This is a genomic window from Streptomyces sp. CA-146814 (assembly GCF_050942385.1).
Taxonomy (GTDB): domain Bacteria; phylum Actinomycetota; class Actinomycetes; order Streptomycetales; family Streptomycetaceae; genus Streptomyces.
Genome location: NZ_CP192068.1, coordinates 3793108 through 3808915 on the forward strand (window position 1 = coordinate 3793108; position 15808 = coordinate 3808915).

Sequence of the window (15808 nt, forward strand, 5' to 3'; positions counted from 1 at the left end):
GATCCCTGTCCCTCAGTACGCGAGCGAGCGGTCGACGGCGTCGAGCACCCGGTCCAGGCCCGGCAGATACTCGTCCTCCAGCCGGGCCGGCGGGTAAGGCACGTGGTAGCCGCCGACCCTGAGCACCGGCGCCTCCAGGTGGTAGAAGCTGCGCTCGGTGATGCGGGCGGCGATCTCCGCGCCGGAGCCGTAGAAGACGGGCGCCTCGTGGACGACGACGAGCCGGCCGGTCTTCTCCACCGCCGTCTGGATGGCGTCGAAGTCGATCGGGGACATCGAGCGCAGGTCCAGGACCTCCACCGACTTGCCCTCCTCCTGCGCGGCCGCGGCCGCTTCCAGGCAGACCTTGACCATCGGGCCGTACGCGACGAGCGTCAGGTCGCTGCCCTCGCGGACGGTGACGGCCTTGTGGAGCGGGCCGGGAATGGACTCGGTGTCGACCTCGCCCTTGTCCCAGTAACGCCGCTTCGGCTCGAAGAAGATGATCGGGTCATCGCTCTGCACGGCCTGCTGCATCATCCAGTAGGCGTCGCTCGCGTTGGACGGCGAGACCACCTTCAGGCCTGCCACGTGCGCGAAGAGCGCCTCGGGCGACTCGGAGTGGTGCTCGACCGCGCCGATGCCACCGCCGTACGGGATGCGGACGACGACCGGCAGCTTGATCTTGCCGAGCGCGCGGGCGTGCATCTTCGCGAGCTGCGTGACGATCTGGTCGTACGCGGGGAAGACGAAGCCGTCGAACTGGATCTCCACGATCGGGCGGTAGCCGCGCAGGGCCAGGCCGATCGCGGTGCCGACGATGCCGGACTCGGCGAGCGGGGTGTCGATCACCCGGTCCTCGCCGAAGTCCTTCTGGAGACCGTCGGTGATCCGGAAGACACCGCCGAGCTTTCCGACGTCCTCACCCATGATGAGGACCTTGGGGTCGGTGTCGAGAGCGTGGCGCAGCGACTCGTTGAGCGCTTTCGCGATGGACATCTTTTCCACGGCCATGGCTACTTGCCCTCCTCGGCAGAGTCGGCGAACGATGCCTGGTAGGCGGCGAACTGGGCGCGCTCCTCGTCGACGAGGGAGCTGCCGTCGGCGTAGCCGTGCTCGAAGAGGGACAGCGGCTCCGGGTCGGGCATCGCCCGCACCACCTCGCGTACGCGCTTGCCGAGGGTCTCGCTCTCCGTCTCCAGCTCGGTGAAGAACGCCTCGTCGGCGTGGCCGGAGTTCTCCAGGTACGTGCGCAGGCGCAGGATCGGGTCCTTGGCCTCCCACGCGGCGCGCTCGTCGTCGGCCCGGTACTTCGTCGGGTCGTCGGAGGTGGTGTGGGCGCCCATGCGGTACGTGAACGCCTCGACCAGGGTGGGGCCTTCGCCGCGGCGGGCGCGCTCCAGCGCGGAGCGGGTGACGGCGAGGCACGCGAGGACGTCGTTGCCGTCGACCCGGACGCCCGGGAAGCCGTACCCCTGCGCGCGCTGGTAGAGCGGCACGCGGGTCTGGCGCTCGGTGGGCTCGGAGATGGCCCACTGGTTGTTCTGGCAGAAGAACACGACCGGGGCGTTGTAGACGGCGGAGAAGGTGAACGACTCCGCGACATCGCCCTGGCTGGAGGCACCGTCACCGAAGTACGCGATCACGGCCGAGTCCGCGCCGTCCTTGGCGACGCCCATGGCGTAGCCGGTGGCGTGCAGGGTCTGCGAGCCGATGACGATCGTGTACAGGTGGAAGTTGTTGGCCGTCGGGTCCCAGCCACCGTGGTTCACTCCGCGGAACATGCCGAGGAGGTTGGTGGGGTCGACGCCGCGGCACCAGGCCACACCGTGCTCACGGTAGGTCGGGAAGACGTAGTCGTCGTCGCGCAGTGCCCGGCCGCTGCCGATCTGCGCGGCCTCCTGGCCCAGCAGCGAGGCCCACAGGCCCAGCTCGCCCTGCCGCTGCAGCGCGGTCGCCTCGGCGTCGAAGCGGCGGGTGAGGACCATGTCCCGGTACAGGCCGCGCAGCTCTTCGGCGCTCAGGTCGATGCTGTAGTCCGGGTGCTCGACGCGTTCGCCCTCGGGCGTCAGCAGCTGCACGAGCTGGGGCTCGGAACTCTGCGGCTTCTTCGCGGCGCTGGTCCGCTTACTGGCGCGTCGCGGTTTACGCGCGGCGGCAGTGCTCTCCACGGTCACGTGCGTGCTCCTCCGTCGGTCCGGCCCCCGGGGTCTGCCGGGAGACCAGTGCGGCTCGCCTGTGTCCGGACCCGTGCACGGGGTGGGTGCCGCTCGGCCGGGATACAGGCGTGACAGGTGCCCCGGCGAACGCCCTGTCATAGGCACGTTACCCAGTGCGTCGCATAACTGCGAAACCCTATCTGACCTGCGATTTTGCTTGGATTTCCAAGTAAATCGAAGAAATCGGGAAGGTCTGCTGGTCACAGCACTGGTAACAGCCTCGCAGGCCGCCGGAACAACGGCACGTTATCCCGCGGATCAGCGGCTGGGAAGAGCGGAGAGGGGGCGAGTATGTGAGACTGCGACCGTGCGCGAAGATGGAAAAATCACGGTATTTCTGCTCGACGATCACGAGGTCGTCCGGCGTGGCGTCCATGAGCTGCTCTCCGTCGAGTCCGACATCGAGGTGGTCGGCGAGGCGGGTACGGCCGCCGACGCCCTGGTCAGGATCCCGGCGACGCGCCCCGATGTGGCGGTGCTCGACGTGCGGCTGCCCGACGGCAGCGGCGTGGAGGTGTGCCGGGAGGTCCGTTCGCTGGACGAGAACATCAAATGCCTGATGCTCACCTCGTACGCCGATGACGAGGCCCTTTTCGACGCGATCATGGCCGGCGCGTCGGGTTATGTGCTCAAGGCGATCCGCGGCGATGAACTGCTTAATGCGGTACGGGATGTCGCCGCCGGGAAATCGCTGCTGGATCCCGTCGCCACCGCCCGGGTGCTGGAGCGGCTCCGCGACGGCGGCACCGCCAAGGGTGATGAGCGGCTGGCCAACCTGACCGAGCAGGAGCGCAAGATCCTGGACCTGATCGGGGAGGGGCTGACCAACCGGGTCATCGGGGAGCGGCTGCACCTCGCCGAGAAGACGATCAAGAACTACGTCTCCAGCCTGCTGTCCAAGCTCGGCATGGAGCGCCGCTCGCAGGCGGCCGCGTACGTGGCCCGGATGCAGGCCGAGCGCCGCTGAGCCACGGCGGGCCCGAGGGACTTTGGTCCCGCGCCACCCGGGGCCGGGGACTCTTACCCGGCCCCTACGTGTGCCGGAGAGTGGACCGTATGCCCTCCGACGAACACCGTGCGCCCGCCCCGGCGGCCGCGATCGAGCTGCTCCGCCGGGTCCCGTACGGCCGCCTCGCCACCAGCATGCGCGCCCTGCCGTTCCTGGCGGTGGCCCGGCACGTGGTGTGCGACGGCCGCATCCTGCTGCGGATGCACAGCGGCTTCGGCTACCACGAGGCGTGCGACGGCAGCGTCGTCGCCTACGGGGCCGACAACTACAACGCGGACGCGTCGGGCGAGGGCGGAGACCTGTGGTCCGTGCAGTTCACCGGGCCCGCCGAGATCGTCCATCCCTGCCCTGAGCAGCAAGAACTCTTCGGTTCCGCACCCGCCCGCGCCAACGGCGAACCCTTCGCTCCGGCCTACCTCCGGGTCGACCCGCACTTCGTCACGGAGCACACTCTTGACTTCGGCGCAAGTCCGCTTGTCCGCCACGCAGCGTGATCTACCATTTGGTAAGTGCCGCGCTCATATGTAACCCGCCCGCCAGTTCCGCCGGTCGGCGAGGTGCTGCGCCGCTACCCGGACGTCGGTGAACCGCTCGCCTGCGAGCCGATCACCAAGGGCCTGCTCAACCACGGATACCGCGTGTCCACCACCCGCGGCTCCTACTTCCTCAAGCACCACCTCGACAAGAAGCACATCGACGACGCCACCGGTGAGCGCGCCACGATCGTGCGCCAGCACCACGCCACCCAGCGGCTGGCCTCCCTCGGCGTGCCCGTCGTCCCGCCGCTGACCGATGCGGACGGCACCACCGTCACCGTGATCGGCGACCGCTGCTACGCCCTGCACCCCTGGGTCGACGGCCTGCACCGGGTCGGATCCCAGCTCACCCCCCACCAGTCCCGGCGGCTCGGGACGCTCCTCGGAGCCGTACACACCGCTCTTGAGCAGGTCATGCCGACGGAGGGTGAACCCGGGCCGTCCGAGGGGCCGTTACCCGCCGGGTACGGGAGTCCGCACGCCGCCGACACCTTCGCGCTGATCGACGAACTGCTCGCCGTCGCCCGGGGGCAGCGGCCCCGGGACACCCCGCGTGACGCCTTCGACGAGCTGGCCGTGCACCGGCTCGTGGAGCGCCGGGCGCTGCTGGAGCTCCACTCACACCGCCGGCCGCCGACGCCGGACGGGCCCGCCACCGGGTGGGTGCACGGGGACTTCCATCCGCTCAACCTGCTCTACCGGGGCGCCGATCCGGTCGCGATCGTGGACTGGGACCGGCTCGGTGTGCAGCCGCGCGCGGAGGAGGCGGTCCGGGCGGCGGCCATCTTCTTCGTGCAGCCGGGCGGCGAGCTGGACCTGCCCAAGGTACGGGCGTACGCCCGCGCTTACCGGCGTGCGGCGGGCGCGGGCGCCGCCGAACTGGCCGCCGCCGTGCACCGGGTGTGGTGGGAGCGGCTCAACGACTTCTGGATACTCCGCTGGCGCTACCGCCTGGACGACCGAAGGGCCGACCCGCAGTTCCCCGCGGTGTCGGCCCTGGCGGTGTGGTGGACCCGTGAGTACGAGGCGGTGTGCGCGGCGTTCACGGAGTGAGCGGCCCTGGAACGAGGCCCTATAAGGAGCGCGCGTGCGCCTATAGGTGAACGCGCGCTGTACGGGCCGCGCGGTCCCTAAGGCGTCGTGCCTCCCGCTGCCGGGCCGGCCGTGTCGCCCGTGCCGCTGTTGCCGGCGTTGCCCGCGCTGCCGCCGGCGTTCGCGCCTTCGGAGCCGCCGGGCTCGCCGCCGTTGCCGCCCGGGGTGCCCGGGTCGGTGGTCGGGTCGGTCGGGTCGACGCTCGGCTCGCCCGTGGTGCCCTCGTTGGTGTTGCCGTCCGTCGTCCCGGCGTCCGTGTTGTCGGACGGGGTCGGCGACGGGGTGAACGAGGGCTGGGACGGGGTCGGCGGCGGGGTGTACGGCGGCGGCTCGGGCTCCGTCTGACCGCCGGTGGAGTTGTCCGGCTGCTCCGGCTCCTCCTCCGACGGCTCCTCCTCGGGCGGGTCCTCCGACGGCTGCTCCTCGGAGGAGCTCACCGAGGTGGACGGCGTGACCGGCGTCTTCTTGTTGCCGTCGTCGTCCTTCGAGGCGTTGATGGCGAAGGCGACCCCGGCACCGATCGCGACCAGCGCGAGCAGCACGAAGAGCCACATCTTGTTGCGCCGGCCACCGCCGCGCTGACCGCCGTCGTAGCCGCCGTCGTCCGGGTTCATCGGCGGCAGGATCGGACCCTGCGAGGTGTCCCCGTGCATCGGGTGGCCCATGGCCCGGGTCGAGCCCGTCATCCCGTGCGGCGGGGTCTGACCGCCCTCGCCCAGCACGACCGGACCGGTGTTCCACGTGCCGGTGTGGCCGCCCTGCACCTGGAGCATCTGCAGGCTGTACTGGACCAGCCCGCGCATCTCCTCGGCGCTCTGGAACCGGTCGTCCGGGTCCTTCGCCAGCGAGCGCATCACCAGCCCGTCCAGCTCCGGCGGCACCACGTCCGAAACCTCGGACGGCTGCACCGGGGTGTCCTGGACGTGCTGGTAGACCACCGAGAGCGGCGTCTCGCCGGTGAACGGAGGCCGCAGCGCCAGCAGTTCGTAGAGCAGGCAGCCGGTGGCGTACAGGTCGGAGCGGTGGTCGACGGCCTTGCCGAGCGCCTGCTCGGGGGACAGGTACTGCGGCGTGCCCATGACCATGCCGGTCTGGGTCATCGTCGACTGCGCGCCGTGCAGCGCCCGCGCGATGCCGAAGTCCATCACCTTGACCGCGCCGGAGTCCGTGATGATCACGTTGGCGGGCTTGATGTCCCGGTGCACGATGCCGTGCTGGTGCGAGTAGGCCAGCGCCTCCAGCACCCCGGAGACGATGATCAGCGCCTGCTCGGGCGGCGGCGCCTCGGCGGTCAGCAGCAGGTCGCGGATGGTGCGGCCCTCGACCAGCTCCATCACGATGTACGGGACGGTCTGGCCGCCCACGGTGTCCTCGCCGGAGTCGTACACGGCGACGATCGCGTGGTGGTTGAGGCCGGCGACGGACTGCGCCTCGCGCGTGAAGCGGGCCTTGGAGACCGGGTCCTCGGCCAGGTCGGAGCGGAGGAGCTTGACCGCGACCGTACGTCCGAGCCGGACGTCCTCCGCCGCGTACACCTCCGCCATGCCGCCCCGGCCGAGCCGGTAGGTCATCCGGTAGCGTCCGTCACCGACGACGCCACCGACACCCCAGGCGTCGGAGCCATCCGAAACTCCGCCGCCGTTTGCTTCGGAATCGGGTGCCATCAGTCCTCGCCGTCGTTTCTGTCCGCGCGTCCGCGGGTTCTCACGGTGCCTTGCTGCATTGCCACGTCACGCTACAGCCTCCGCCGGACACCCAGGTTCCGCACCGGACCGATCATCCGATCGCCCGGCGCGCCTCACACCACGATCCCCTCTTTTTCCTGTAACGCTTCCGAGACGCTTCCTGTGCTCAGGGTCACGGAACGGGCACCCGGCTTGACGTGTCGGACCCCTCGGGCAGACTTGGCGCGTAATCGCGTCGTACGGAACCGGATCGCATGCATCCGCGTCCTACAAAAACATCGCGTGTGCACGACAGCGCGTGCCAGGGCCCGCGCCGCCGAGGGGGAAAGCAAGTCATGAGCCAGGACGGCGCACAGGGCCGCTACGCGGGCGGAGCGGTGGCGGGCGGCCGCTACCAGCTGCGCGACCTGCTCGGCGAAGGCGGGATGGCCTCCGTCTACCTTGCCTACGACTCCGCGCTGGACCGCCAGGTCGCGATCAAGACCCTCCACACCGAGCTCGGGCGCGAGCAGTCGTTCCGCGAGCGGTTCCGGCGCGAGGCGCAGGCCGTCGCCAAGCTCCAGCACACCAACATCGTCTCGGTCTTCGACACCGGCGAGGACGAGCTCGGCGGCGCGCTGATGCCGTACATCGTCATGGAGTACGTCGAGGGGCAGCCGCTCGGTTCGGTGCTGGCCGCCGACATCCGGCAGTACGGCGCGATGCCCGCCGACAAGGCGCTCAAAGTGACGGCCGACGTGCTGGCCGCGCTGGAGACCAGCCACGAGATGGGCCTGGTCCACCGCGACATCAAGCCCGGCAACGTGATGATGACCAAGCGCGGCGTCGTGAAGGTCATGGACTTCGGCATCGCCCGCGCCATGCAGTCCGGTGTCACCTCGATGACGCAGACCGGCATGGTCGTCGGCACCCCGCAGTACCTCTCCCCCGAGCAGGCCCTCGGCCGCGGTGTGGACGCCCGCTCCGACCTGTACTCGGTCGGCATCATGCTCTTCCAGCTGCTCACCGGCCGGATCCCGTTCGACGCGGACTCGCCGCTCGCCATCGCGTACGCGCATGTGCAGGAGGAGCCGGTCGCGCCCTCCAGCATCAACCGGTCGGTCACCCCGGCGATGGACGCGCTGGTGGCCCGCGCCCTGAAGAAGAACCCGAACGAGCGCTTCCCGAGCGCCGCCGCGATGCGGGACGAGATCGCGCGGGTGCTGAACGCCTCGGGCGGCCAGACCGGCGCCCCGGTGATCGTGGCCGGCGGCGGTCCCGCCAACAGCGGCTCCGGCGTCGGCTCGGCGGTGTTCCCGCCCGTCGACCAGTCCACCCCGGCTCCGGCCCCGCAGAGCGTCCAGACGCCGTACCAGCCGCACCAGTCGCACCCGCAGCAGCCGTACCCGTCGGGCCCTTCGGGTCCGTACAACCAGCCGGCCCCGACGCCCGCGCCGGGCTACGGCTACCCGCAGGCGGCCCAGGGCTACCCGACCCCGGGCCCGCTCGCCCACCAGACCCCGCCGCCGTACACGATCAACCCGCAGCACCAGACGGCCGTCGGGACCACCGGAGGCGGCTCCTCCAAGCGGAACATGCCGGTCATCGTCGGCTCGATCGTCGTCGCGCTCCTCGCCGTCGGCGGCCTGATCACCGCGCTCTCCCTCCAGGACAAGGGCAAGGACGACGAGGCGGGCAAGGGCGGCGACCCCGGCACCAGCGAGACCTCCACCGAGGAGGGCTACCGGCCGCCGGAGCGCAACCGGACGATGAAGACGACGGCCTGCACGGACGCCATGGAGGACTCCGACGACCCGAAGAAGGTCCAGGCGCCCAACTTCGTCTACAAGGACATCCTCTCGGCGAAGGAGTGCGCGGCGGCCGCCGGCTGGACGATCAAGGAGATCGAAGAGCCCGGCAACACGTACGCGGAGGGCCAGATCGTGGGTCAGTTCCCCTCCTCCGGAACGGCGGTCTCCGAGAAGGGCGCCCACTTCGAGCTGAAGATCTCGACGGGCCAGCCTTCCTGATCGATCCTGTTCATCGGGTGATCACTGCGGGCGTTGGACGTCCGTTCCGGCTCTGTTTCGCGGTGCCGATCGACGTCTAACGGCCGGTTATCTCCTCCTGGGCCGTCCGGGATGCCGGATGGAAGAGCCCGTGTGACGCTGATCTCATGGCTCCAGGACGTCCGGCCGTGTGGTCGTCGAGGTGCGCGGTCTGTCTGCTGGTGACGGCCGGCGCGGTGCTGGGGCCGTGGGGTGCTCCGGTCGGGGCTGCTCACGGGTCGCCGGTGACCGCTCATGGGGCGTCGACCGCGCATGGGGCATCGACCGCTCATGGGGCATCGGTGACCGACGGGCCTTCCGGGCGGGCCGTGCCTCCGGGGGCGTCGAGCCCTGCTGCCACGCCGTCTTCCTCGGGCGCTCCCTCCGGTGCTCCTCCTGGTGTTTCCCGTGGCACGCCGACGCCGGCCGCCGGTACCGCGTCGCGAGGTACGTCATCCTCCCCGGCGCTCCCCTCGGCTCTGCCGCTGCCCTTGCCGCCGTCGTCGTCCGGATTGCTCGGTTCCGGCTCCGGCAGTCCCTCTGCGGACACCGAGGCCGTGGAGGGTGCCGAGGCTCCCGCAGGCCCCGCCTCGCCGTCTCCCAGCCGTTCCGCTTCCGTCGAGGTGTCGGGGTCGACCGCGCCGATGGCCGGGCGGGAGGCCGGGGCCGGGAAGGCTCGTCCCGGGCGTTCGCTGAGCCCGTGGGAGCTGGCGCGGGCCGACGCTCCGGACGGGCCGGAGCCGTCGGACGAGCCCGAGGCGACCGCCGCCGACCTGCTCGTCTTCACCCCGCCGCCCGAGGCGTTCAACGATCCGGGACCGGCGGCCACACGCGCCTTGGACGCCGCCGCCGTCCGGCAGGTCCAGCAGGTCTCGCTCGGTACGGGCATCGCCATGGTCGGGCTCGGACTCGCCTTCCTCGCCTTCCGCTTGCGCCGCGTGAACTGACGGCTCCACCCCGTGGCCGTACCGCTCGGGAGCTTGCCAGGACTAACATACTCGGTATACATACTCAGTATGTCGATCCGTCATGGGCTGCTGGCCCTCCTGGAGCGGGGCCCTCGGTACGGCTCCCAGCTCCGCACCGAGTTCGAGTCGCGCACCGGCTCCACCTGGCCGCTCAACGTCGGCCAGGTCTATACGACGCTCAGCCGCCTGGAGCGTGACGGCATGGTCGTGCAGGAGGGGGCCGACGAGGCCGGGCACGACCTCTACGCGATCACCGACAGCGGCCGGGCCGAGCTGCGCAGCTGGTTCGAGACCCCGGTGGACCGCACCAACCCGCCCCGCGACGAACTGGCCATCAAGCTGGCCATGGCCGTGGGGGCCCCGGACGTCGACATCCGCGATGTCATCCAGTCCCAGCGCCACCACACCCTCAAGGCCATGCAGGACTACACCCGGCTCAAGGCCCAGGCCCTGGCCGACGTCCCGGCCAACCGGGACGAGGTCGCCTGGCTCCTCGTGGTGGAGCAGCTGATCTTCCAGGCGGAGGCCGAGGCCCGCTGGCTCGACCACTGCGAGTCGCGCCTCGTCCGCCTCGCGGAAGCCGCCGCCACCGAGCCCTCGCCGGAACCCGGCCCGACGGCCACCCGGGGCCCGGCCCGCGCCTTGGCCGGGCGCACGAAGAACCGGCGCTGAGCCCTCACGTTCCTGTTCGACCCGCCATGACCAGCGCGTCTCCATGTCTCGCACTCCATGACATGTCTCGCGCTCCACGACCTGTCTCGCACTCCACGACCAGCGCGTTCTTTCTAGGGGGAACCACCCACCATGTCCTCGCCCGCCGCCACACCGCCGCCGCCGTCCTCCGGGACGCCCGCAGGCGACCCCGTACTCGAACTGCGGGCGCTGACCCGCACCCACGGCTCCGGGATCGCCGAGGTGCACGCCCTGCGCGGGATCAGCCTCTCCGTGTATCCGGGTGAGCTGGTCGCCGTGATGGGGCCCTCCGGCTCCGGCAAGTCGACCCTGCTGACCCTGGCCGGCGGGCTCGACAACGCCACCAGCGGCCAGGTGATCATCGAGGGCCAGGACATCGCCTCGCTCGGCCGCAAGGGCGTCGCCGCACTGCGCCGCCGTAGCGTCGGATACGTCTTCCAGGACTACAACCTCATCCCGGCCCTCACCGCCGCCGAGAACATCGCCCTGCCGCGCGAACTCGACGGCGTCTCCGTGCGCAAGGCCCGCAAGGAAGCCCTCGCCGCACTGGCCGAGATGAAGCTGACCGAGATAGCCGACCGCTTCCCGGACGAGATGTCCGGCGGCCAGCAGCAGCGCGTCGCCATCGCCCGCGCCCTCGTCGGCGACCGGCGCCTCGTCCTCGCCGACGAGCCGACCGGAGCGCTCGACTCCGAGACCGGCGAGGCGGTCCTCGCCCTGCTGCGCACCCGCTGCGACCAGGGAGCGGCCGGGGTGATGGTGACCCACGAGCCCCGGTACGCGGCCTGGGCGGACCGGGTCGTCTTCCTCCGCGACGGTTCGATCGTCGACCAGACGCTGACCACCGGCGCCGACTCGCTGCTCACAGCGGGAGCAGCGGGAGCGGCAGGCGCGGCAGGTGCAACAGGTGCGGCAGGAACCTCCGGATCCGCCGAGGGCGCCAAGTGAGCCTCTTCTCCGGATGGCGCGCCGCCTTCCGCATAGCCAGGCGCGACGCGGCGCGAGCCAAGGCCCGCAGCGCGCTCGTCGTCGCGATGATCGCCCTGCCGGTCCTCGGTGTGACCGCCGCCGACCTGACGTACCGCAGCGCCCTGCCCACCGTCGCCGAGGACCTGACGGCGGATTTGGGAGCGGCCGACGCCCTGTTCAAGGGCCAGGGGATGGGCCCGGTCCGGCTGGAGCAGATGCCCGACGGCATCATGTGGCAGACGCCGGAGGACGCCCCGGAGATGCTTCCTGGGGACAAGCCTGAGCCCGTCGACGTACCCGCGACCTTCCCGAAGGGCTCGCGGTACCTCACCGAGCAGTCCGTGCCCGCCTCCGTGACGACCCGCCACGGCATCGCCGACACCGAGATCACCGAACTGGCCGTCGCGGACCCGTTGCTGCGCGGCCGGGTCGAACTCACCGAAGGCGCCTACCCGCAGGCCAGGAACGAGATCGCGGCGACCGAAGCCTTCCTCGACGCGTCCGGCCTCTCCGTCGGCGACCGCGTCACCGTGCGCGGCCCCCAGCTGGTCTACACGCTCACCGGCGCGGTGGAACTCCCCGCCGAGCTGAAGACCGAGTCCCTCTTCGCCGTCCCCGGCGCGGTCATCGCGCCGTGGCAGAAGACCGCCGACCGTGACAAGGAGATCCTCCCGCCGCAGGCCGGCGACCTGAAGTGGCTGGTCCAGGGCCCGCTCGGGGCCGGCGTGACCTGGCCGGACGTGCTCGCCGCCAACGAGAAGGGCGTGGTGGTACGCGCCCGCCAGGTCGCCCTGAATCCGCCGCCGGACTCCGAGGTCCCCATGGCCGCGCAAATGCAGAGCTGGGAGAGCGGCGACGCCGAGATGACCGCGGCCGCTCTCACCGTGGCCGCCATGGCCGTCCTGGAGATCGTGCTGCTGGCCGGACCGGCGTTCGCCGTGGGCGCCCGCCGTTCGCGCCGGCAGCTGGGCCTGGTCGGCTCGTGCGGCGGGACCCGCAGCCAGGTCCGGGCCGTGGTGCTCGCGGGCGGTGCGGTGCTCGGCGGGGTCGGCGCGGTCGCCGGCGTCGGCGCCGGGTTCGGGCTCACCGCCCTGTTCCGGCCGGTGATCGAGGAGTTCACCGGCCGCCGCTTCGGCGAACTGACCGTCCGGCCCTGGGAGATCCTCGCCATCGCCGCACTCGGCCTGGTCACCGGTGTCCTCGCCGCGCTCGCCCCGGCGATCGTGGCGGGCCGCCAGTCCGTCCTGGAGTCGCTCACCGGACGCCGCGGCTCCCGCCGCAGCTCCCGCGTCCTGCCGCTCGTCGGCTCCCTCGTGCTGGCGGGCGGTGTCGCCCTCGCCGTGTACGGAGGCGTCAGCGGCAGCGTCAAGCTGGTCGCGGGCGGTTCGGTCCTCGCCGAGCTGGGCCTCCTCGGCTGCATCCCGGTCATCGTCGGCTTCCTCGGCCGGCTCGGCCGTCGGCTCCCGCTGACGCCCCGCATCGCCCTGCGCGACGCGGCCCGCAACCGGGGCCGTACCGCGCCCGCCGTCGCCGCCGTCATGGCCGCCGTCGCGGGCAGCGTCGCCATCGCCACGTACACCAGCAGCAGCGCCGCCGAGCAGGCCTACGACCACCAGCCCGACCTGACCGCGGGCACCGCCGCGGTGATGGCCTTCGACACCTCCCAGAAGGCCAACCTGCCCCGCGCACGGGCCGCCGTCGAGCAGAACTACCCCGTCAACGGCGGGCGCGCCGACGTCGGAAGGGTCTGGGCCGGCAGCGACTGCTCGGTGTACTACGAGGAGGAGGACGGCTGCGGAACCATCGAGCTCGTCAAGCCCACCGGAGAGGGCCACTCCTGCCCGCTGAGCGGCAAGGGCGCCAAGGAACTCGCCCTGCGGATCTCGGCGGACGAGCACAAGCGGCTGATGAACTCCCCCGCCTGTGTGGACGAGCGGTGGACCATGGTCTCCCTCGGCAACGACGACAGCAAGGTCGTCATCGGTGACGCCGGACTGCTCACCTCGTACGTGAAGCTCGACGACCCGGCGGCGGCGAAGGCCCTCGCCGCGGGCACACCCGTCCTGCTCAACTCGGCGTACGCGAAGAACGGCGAGGTCACCCTCAAGGCCGTCCACACCTACAACGACCGGGACGAGAAGAACCGGGCCCTGCACCCCGGCAAGGCCCGCACCACCACGGACCGGCTGAAGGTGTACGTCGCTCCCGACCGGTACGCGGCGACTCCTGGCATCCGGATGATCCTGCCGCAGCGGACCGCCGCCGAGCTCGGCCTGCACACCGAGGAGCACGCCAGCATCTACACGCTGAGCCGCGAGCCGAACGACGCCGAGCGGCAGGCGGCCGACGCGGCGATCGAGCAGGCCGGAAACCGCGCGTACGTGATGACCGCGAGCGCCGCGCAGCAGGGAGAGGACGAAGCGATCCTGCTGATCCTGGCCATCTTCGCCGGGGTCGTGACCCTGGGTGCGGCGGCCATCACCACCGGGCTCTCCAAGGCCGACGCGGAGGCCGACCTCACCACGCTCAGCGCGGTGGGCGCGCCGCCGGGCGTACGGCGCTCGCTCTCCGGCTTCCAGTGCCTGGTCGTCGCCCTGACCGGGGTGCTGCTGGGGACGGCGGCGGGGATCGTGCCCGCGGTCGCGCTGCGTCTGACCGACCTGCGCGCGGCGGTGGCGGAGATGCGGGCGGATCCGATGGAGTCGGCGTACACACCGATCGTGATGCCGTGGCCGACCATCGCGCTCCTGGCCCTGGCCGTCCCGGTGCTGGCCGGGCTGCTCGCCGCCGGCCTCACCAGCTCCCGGCTGAAGCTGGCCCGCCGCGCGGGCTGACCGGCACTTTGCTGCCCCCGGAGACGGTGGATCATCCGTTTCCGGGGGCACCACCGTGGAGTACGGCATGTGTGGGAGACAATGGCGGCATGGAAATGCCGAGGAATGACCGGTCGCAGGAGCATCCGCAGGTCCTTGTCGTGGGCCAGGACGGAATGGCTATCGGCGGCGGTGCCAGTGACGACGAGTCGCGCGAGGTCCCGGTGACGGAAATGGTCGAACAGCCCGCGAAAGTCATGCGCATCGGCAGCATGATCAAGCAGCTTCTGGAGGAGGTCAGGGCGGCTCCTCTCGACGAGGCGAGCCGGGTCCGGCTCAAGGAGATCCACGCCAGCTCCGTGAAGGAGCTGGAGGACGGTCTCGCGCCGGAGCTGGTGGAGGAGCTGGAGCGGCTCTCGCTGCCGTTCACCGAGGAGTCGGTGCCCTCCGAGGCCGAGCTGCGGATCGCGCAGGCGCAGCTGGTGGGCTGGCTGGAGGGCCTCTTCCACGGCATCCAGACCGCGCTGTTCGCCCAGCAGATGGCGGCCCGCGCGCAGCTGGAGCAGATGCGCCGCGCGCTGCCGCCCGGGATGGCCCACGAGGACGAGGAAGGCGGCGGCGCGGACCCGCACGGTCCGATCCGCTCAGGACCGTATCTGTAGACCGCGTAGAGCACACGGCAGGGGCCCGGCGCACACGGTGTGTGCCGGGCCCCTGCCGTGTTCTACGTGCCCGGCGTTCTACGCGCCCGGCACGGCCAGGAGCACCTTGCCGATGTGGGTGCTGGATTCGAGCACCCGGTGCGCCTCGGCGGCGTCCTGCATCGGCACCGTACGGTCCACCACCGGCCGGACCACGCCGTCGGCGATCAGCGGCCAGACATGCTCGCGTACGGCGGCGATGATGGCGGCCTTCTCGGCGAGCGGGCGGCCCCGCAGCGAGGTCGCGGTGACGGCGGCCCGCTTGGTGAGCAGCACGCCGAGGTTCAGCTCGCCCTTCGCGCCGCCCTGGAGGCCGATGATGGCCAGGCGGCCGTTGACGGCGAGCGCCTTCACGTTCCGCTCCAGGTACTTGGCGCCGACGATGTCCAGGATGACGTCCGCCCCCGCCCCGTCGGTCGCTTTCGCCAGCTCCTCGACGAAGTCCTGCTCGCGGTAGTCGATGAGGATGTCGGCGCCGAGCGCGGCGCACTCGGCGAGCTTCTGCGGACTGCCCGCCGTGACCGCGACGCGGGCGCCGACCGCCTTCGCCAGCTGGATCGCCATCGTGCCGATCCCGCTGGAGCCGCCGTGGACGAGGAGGGTCTCGCCGGGGCGCAGGTGGGCCACGAGAAACACGTTCGACCAGACCGTTGCGGTGACCTCGGGCAGTGCGGCCGCCGTCGTCAGGTCCACCCCGTCCGGTACGGGAAGGAGCTGGCCCACCGGTACGGCGACCTTCTCCGCGTAGCCGCCGCCCGACAGCAGCGCGCACACCTCGTCGCCGACCGCCCAGCCGGTCACCCCGGGGCCGAGCGCCCCGATACGGCCGGAGCACTCCAGGCCGGGGTACGGAGAGGCGCCGGGCGGCGGGTTGTAGAAGCCCTGCCGCTGGAGCACATCGGCACGGTTGACGGCACCGGCGACGACCTCGACGAGGACCTCGCCTTCGCCGGGTACGGGATCGGGCACCTCGGCCCAGACGAGCGCCTCGGGGCCACCGGGTTCGGGGATCGTGATCGCATGCATGGCCGCGAGGCTACTCCCGCCGCCGACCGCCTGCCACGATTCCCAGCGCCAGGAGCGGTGCGGTTTCCTCGCGGTCAGGACGGGTGCGGAT

At 71.4% G+C, this 15808-nt stretch carries 13 protein-coding genes; 9 read left to right on the plus strand and 4 right to left on the minus strand.

Features of this window, described 5'->3' with window-relative positions; translation table 11 throughout:
• Positions 1-12: 12 nt before the first annotated feature.
• Positions 13-993, minus strand: coding sequence for an alpha-ketoacid dehydrogenase subunit beta (locus ACQP09_RS16755; protein WP_433400309.1), 981 nt, complete (start codon positions 991-993; stop codon positions 13-15).
• 2 nt (positions 994-995) lie between these two features.
• Positions 996-2156: a pyruvate dehydrogenase (acetyl-transferring) E1 component subunit alpha gene (gene pdhA / locus ACQP09_RS16760; RefSeq protein ID WP_433400312.1), complete on the minus strand. Its 1161-nt coding sequence runs from the start codon at positions 2154-2156 to the stop codon at positions 996-998.
• A 349-nt stretch (positions 2157-2505) separates the two neighbouring features.
• Between pdhA and ACQP09_RS16765 the strand changes: the two genes are divergently transcribed.
• The 3 genes from ACQP09_RS16765 (at position 2506) to ACQP09_RS16775 (ending at position 4796) form a co-directional block, all read left to right on the plus strand.
• Entirely contained in the window at positions 2506-3165 is a 660-nt protein-coding gene (locus ACQP09_RS16765) for a response regulator (RefSeq protein WP_404061477.1), read from the plus strand.
• Positions 3166-3254: 89 nt separating this feature from the next.
• Positions 3255-3701: a pyridoxamine 5'-phosphate oxidase family protein gene (locus ACQP09_RS16770; RefSeq protein WP_432151234.1), complete on the plus strand. Its 447-nt coding sequence runs from the start codon at positions 3255-3257 to the stop codon at positions 3699-3701.
• Between the two features lie 63 nt (positions 3702-3764).
• Complete coding sequence (locus ACQP09_RS16775) at positions 3765-4796, plus strand: phosphotransferase (protein ID WP_433406627.1); 1032 nt, start codon at positions 3765-3767, stop codon at positions 4794-4796.
• Positions 4797-4873: 77 nt separating this feature from the next.
• Here ACQP09_RS16775 and ACQP09_RS16780 read toward each other — a convergent pair whose 3' ends face one another.
• Entirely contained in the window at positions 4874-6499 is a 1626-nt protein-coding gene (locus ACQP09_RS16780) for a protein kinase domain-containing protein (RefSeq protein WP_433400317.1), read from the minus strand.
• Between the two features lie 356 nt (positions 6500-6855).
• Between ACQP09_RS16780 and ACQP09_RS16785 the strand changes: the two genes are divergently transcribed.
• The 6 genes from ACQP09_RS16785 (at position 6856) to ACQP09_RS16810 (ending at position 14652) form a co-directional block, all read left to right on the plus strand.
• A complete protein-coding gene (locus ACQP09_RS16785) occupies positions 6856-8529 on the plus strand; it encodes a protein kinase domain-containing protein (protein WP_433400320.1) in 1674 nt (557 codons plus the stop codon).
• Between the two features lie 575 nt (positions 8530-9104).
• A complete protein-coding gene (locus tag ACQP09_RS16790) occupies positions 9105-9494 on the plus strand; it encodes a hypothetical protein (protein WP_433400323.1) in 390 nt (129 codons plus the stop codon).
• Positions 9495-9563: 69 nt separating this feature from the next.
• Entirely contained in the window at positions 9564-10187 is a 624-nt protein-coding gene (locus ACQP09_RS16795; RefSeq protein WP_433400326.1) for a PadR family transcriptional regulator, read from the plus strand.
• A 132-nt stretch (positions 10188-10319) separates the two neighbouring features.
• The gene (locus tag ACQP09_RS16800) at positions 10320-11156 is read left to right on the plus strand and encodes an ABC transporter ATP-binding protein (protein WP_433400329.1); all 837 of its coding nucleotides are present in this window, start codon (positions 10320-10322) and stop codon (positions 11154-11156) included.
• Positions 11153-14011 carry an FtsX-like permease family protein gene (locus tag ACQP09_RS16805; protein ID WP_433400331.1) on the plus strand — a complete coding sequence of 953 codons (2859 nt, stop codon included), beginning with the start codon at positions 11153-11155 and terminating at the stop codon, positions 14009-14011. Before ACQP09_RS16800 ends, ACQP09_RS16805 begins: the two co-directional genes overlap by 4 nt.
• An 89-nt stretch (positions 14012-14100) precedes the next feature.
• The gene (locus ACQP09_RS16810) at positions 14101-14652 is read left to right on the plus strand and encodes a bacterial proteasome activator family protein (protein ID WP_161266891.1); all 552 of its coding nucleotides are present in this window, start codon (positions 14101-14103) and stop codon (positions 14650-14652) included.
• Positions 14653-14730: 78 nt separating this feature from the next.
• On the opposite strand, the gene ACQP09_RS16815 is transcribed toward ACQP09_RS16810, so the two are convergent.
• Positions 14731-15717, minus strand: a complete 987-nt coding sequence (locus ACQP09_RS16815) for an NAD(P)H-quinone oxidoreductase (protein WP_433400334.1) — start codon at positions 15715-15717, stop codon at positions 14731-14733.
• Positions 15718-15808: the final 91 nt, after the last annotated feature.

Bases quoted from the DNA above. Each gene is read 5' to 3' on its own strand.
- ACQP09_RS16755 (WP_433400309.1), bottom strand. From the start codon at position 993: ATGGCCGTGGAAAAGATGTCCATCGCGAAAGCGCTCAACGAGTCGCTG.
- ACQP09_RS16770 (WP_432151234.1), top strand. From the start codon at position 3,255: ATGCCCTCCGACGAACACCGTGCGCCCGCCCCGGCGGCCGCGATCGAG.
- ACQP09_RS16780 (WP_433400317.1), bottom strand. From the start codon at position 6,499: ATGGCACCCGATTCCGAAGCAAACGGCGGCGGAGTTTCGGATGGCTCC.
- ACQP09_RS16785 (WP_433400320.1), top strand. From the start codon at position 6,856: ATGAGCCAGGACGGCGCACAGGGCCGCTACGCGGGCGGAGCGGTGGCG.
- ACQP09_RS16795 (WP_433400326.1), top strand. From the start codon at position 9,564: ATGTCGATCCGTCATGGGCTGCTGGCCCTCCTGGAGCGGGGCCCTCGG.
- ACQP09_RS16800 (WP_433400329.1), top strand. From the start codon at position 10,320: ATGTCCTCGCCCGCCGCCACACCGCCGCCGCCGTCCTCCGGGACGCCC.
- ACQP09_RS16810 (WP_161266891.1), top strand. From the start codon at position 14,101: ATGGAAATGCCGAGGAATGACCGGTCGCAGGAGCATCCGCAGGTCCTT.
- ACQP09_RS16815 (WP_433400334.1), bottom strand. From the start codon at position 15,717: ATGCATGCGATCACGATCCCCGAACCCGGTGGCCCCGAGGCGCTCGTC.